Genomic DNA, 3483 nt, shown 5'->3' on the forward strand with positions numbered 1-3483 from the left:
GAATTGGAAAACACATTCGTGTATACAAGAAGATTTTTACAGGTTCAGGCTGGAAGAGCCACTTTGGCGGAGCTGATCTTCAGGTACCAACATAACGTTCCTCCCGTCTATTCTGTATCTTATTCCCCAGCCAATGGAACCAACAGAAGAGCATGTCCTTTGGGCGGAAGAGGCTGCAAAATGTTTCGGTGGCATGGACCTGCTTGCTCTGGATGTTATGCATGGCAAAGACGGAAAAGATTACATCATCGAGATGAACGGAACAGCCATCGGGTAGACTACACTGTCCTCTGTTTGATCCATTTTTGGTACCTGACTCCTCTAGGTTCCACTCGATGTTCTACAAAGAGGACAGTGCACATGTTACGGAGCTGGTAATAGAACGCATGTCTGAACTCTTCCATTAAGTAAATAGCACTCTGAGCCATCTCGCAATGGAGTACACATATTGTTGGGGTACTCGCGGGTCCACTAGGGAGCGGAAGTTCTTGATGTGGTCTCAGCGATCTCACTTGTCAGGGCTAGCTATATCTGCGCATATAACCGGCGCTATAGCCCAACGCGGAGGCGCGCCGCTACTCTGGAGTACTCCAAGGCTGAGTACTCTGGAGGCCCACCGCTCCGAGGCTCAACTGCTTAAGGGGGACCGGCGAAGCCGGTCGGGACAAGAAGAAAGGCTCGAAGCCCCCCTCTTTGGGGGGGCTCGAGCTTCCGAGCGCTGAGTACTCCAGCCGCGGAGTACTCAGGGCCTGAGTACTCAGGAGTGCCGCAGGCCCTGAGTACTCAGGGGTACTATAGTCTTTTTTTTTTGCCAAAGCGCCTCGCGGATTCGAACCTGAGAGTTAGTCGGGAGGGGTTAAGTACCTGAGGGTGGCCTAGTGGAGAACTTCATCCATCGCAGAAAAGGTTAGGGCTAGGTCTTATTTAAACCAATGTTTTTTTGGAGCAGAGTTTTTCGGGAAAAGAGGCTTTATTGACATGCGAAAAGGAGGGGGTTAGGTTAAGAAAAGGTCTAGTTCGAGCTCTGAAGGACGACATGGACGTGACAGATATATGGGCAAAGCGAAATGCCCTTTTGAAGCCTCACTGCCAGCCCCGCCGAAACCAACTCCGTTTGAGGCGATGACTAATCGAAGTCGCTATGCACCTCTTTCCATAGTTACCAACTTCTGGTGCACAGGATGTGAGGAACGGTTCGTTGATCTGGCTTCTTGGGACACTCACTGGAATTCCGTCCATGAAGTGCCGTCTGCGGATGCCAAGTATTGCGCCATTTGTGAAATCTTCCATCATAATTCGACTGAGGAGCATAGTAGTTTCGACTATCACAATGGTGTTGGAGGGCGGTATACCTCTCCCTGATTGCTAGAGATTTAGTGACCTTTCAACAGAGTACAACGTAGAACGTGTTCGCCAGGATCCTGACAGCTCGGTTCCTTTAGGGAACTTTTCTAGGGGATCTCGACGTCAAAGCATGTTTACGCTCTTCTAACATCCTTAGTGTCCACTATCTGTGCCTGCTTTGATGATGAACAAGACGTTCAAGTTCAGTGTGGATTGTGTCGTCACTGGAGCCATCCTAATCACAACGGACACAGTGGACTGTTGGATCTTGCCGCTGATGCCCTCTCGAGAGCACTCTACTACTGTCGACAATGCCAGCTATCCGTTCAGCGAACTACTAGAGACTTTGAGGTAGAGCTAGGATTTTGTGGAGTTTGTCTGGCCCATGGAGAGCGGACTGAACGAAGCTAAGCAGTGCTGTACTGCCGTACCTGGCCCTACTCGTCGTAGCACCTCTGCATTGCCCACTACGCCGAGCTTCATCAACCTCCGTTCCTCTGTGGACCCCCTCGCTTCGTTCTCGATAGCGCTGTGGACGAGGAAGACACCCCTGAGACTAGTGGGCCAGAAGTTGATGGACTCGTAGGTGAAATGGATGCTGGAATTGCTGAGGATGTCGAGGCCGCCCCAAAGCTTGAGCACTTTGGTCCAGCAAAGGTTTTCCGCCCTGACCCAGACAAGCAGCATCGCCTCACAGATGCTAGACCCTTTGCGAGCGTGCTTGAGATGGTCCTCTCCAATCTCTTTGAGCTTGAGCATGGCCGCTTCAACCAGGTCATTTTCGACACTTTCAAGCATCTCCTTATGACTTTTGATGCAACAGAGCTTCGGAGGGATATTGAGAACCTCACGTTTGCGGATTTGAAGAAGGGCAGGCAACGATTGGACGTAGCGACTATCTACAGTCTTCACCAGGGCAAGGTCGCTGTTTTAGATCCGACAGAGGCCCTCCGGCAGGCATTCCTTTCACCGGGGCTGGCTCCTACACAGCAAAACCGGGCCTACCCCACCATCCACCCTGACCAACCACGCTTGAGTCCTGCTGATGGGGACCTGCTTCGCTGGGATCCCTTCATTAACCCATTGTCCGTAGTTGAGGTTCATGGTCAGCCTATGCAGTGTCAACAAGACATTATCTACCACATTGCGGGAGAGGAGGGCCAGCTTCATTATGGCCGTGCTCTTGGCTATACGATTGACGCTGAGACAGAGGCCGACCTCCAACTACCTCTTTGTTCAACAGAGCGTGTCAGGCTCACCGTTGCTCCGTACTTTGCTCTACCTGGGGCCCCTACAGACCTTGCCTTCTGCGTTGACCCTAGGGACTACGAGAGCCTTCTGGTGGACTCGATTGACTTCTGGACAAAGCTAAACTTTGGTGATTTTCCCAGCGAGGTAGCTGACCGTCCCTGGGAGTCCATCTACACATGCAACAAGTCGCCTGTAATCTCTGGCTCCCATACTATGACCCACTATGTGCGATTAGAACCGCGCCAGTGCTCTGTGGTTGCACCCTCGTCGTCTGTGATGCACTGGTGCCATGAGCTCTGGCATGACGGGGTCGCCACCTCTGGCACTACATCGTAAGCAAGTTTTACTGACAGTACAGACTAGAGGTACTGTCCATGCAAAAAGGCGCGATGTCAGCAAAAGACATGGGCACACTTGGCGCCATTATCCCAATAGGCATGGCTACCAAGCGACATCTCCACACTCTGCATGAGTATCACAAAGTCGTTACAACCACATCGCAGGAAGGAATCCATCTAGCTGACCACGATTGCACGATCATTGGCTCAGAGTCACGGCGCTACGCAGATGGACAGGAGTACCTTGCGGTCGCTGGGCATCGTGGCCTACACCCCACCGACACTAGCTACACCCTCACCAAGACCCAGATGAACGACCCATCCGTTGATCCTTTCCACACGCCGAAGAGTGCCGGGGAGGCCTTGTACCGGCAACGCTGCATCAATCGAGTAGAGAGCATCGAAGAAAAGGAAGCAATGCGCTCAGCGCTGTCAACTGGCCCCTACCTCCTCTATGGGCCTGGTAATGGGATTGCCTCCTCTGCCCTCCTCCTCATCCCCTCCTCCCCTCCTCCCCCTCCCCCCTCCTCCCCCTCCCCCCTCCTCCGGC

At 52.7% G+C, this 3483-nt stretch carries 4 protein-coding genes; 3 read left to right on the forward strand and 1 reads right to left on the reverse strand.

Features of this window, described 5'->3' with window-relative positions:
• Nucleotides 1-133: 133 nt before the first annotated feature.
• Complete coding sequence (locus V6D20_24770; GenBank protein HEY9818996.1) at nucleotides 134-277, forward strand: hypothetical protein; 144 nt, start codon at nucleotides 134-136, stop codon at nucleotides 275-277.
• A 1424-nt stretch (nucleotides 278-1701) separates the two neighbouring features.
• Here the strand turns inward: V6D20_24770 and V6D20_24775 are convergent.
• Nucleotides 1702-2142 (reverse strand): hypothetical protein, encoded by a 441-nt coding sequence (locus V6D20_24775; protein ID HEY9818997.1) that lies wholly within the window; start codon nucleotides 2140-2142, stop codon nucleotides 1702-1704.
• Between the two features lie 6 nt (nucleotides 2143-2148).
• Between V6D20_24775 and V6D20_24780 the strand changes: the two genes are divergently transcribed.
• Entirely contained in the window at nucleotides 2149-2931 is a 783-nt protein-coding gene (locus tag V6D20_24780) for a hypothetical protein (GenBank protein HEY9818998.1), read from the forward strand.
• Between the two features lie 68 nt (nucleotides 2932-2999).
• Nucleotides 3000-3483: hypothetical protein (locus V6D20_24785; protein HEY9818999.1), on the forward strand; the 484-nt coding region annotated here is incomplete at its 3' end.

It is taken from the genome of Candidatus Obscuribacterales bacterium (genome assembly GCA_036703605.1).
Classification (GTDB): Bacteria; Cyanobacteriota; Cyanobacteriia; order RECH01; family RECH01; genus RECH01.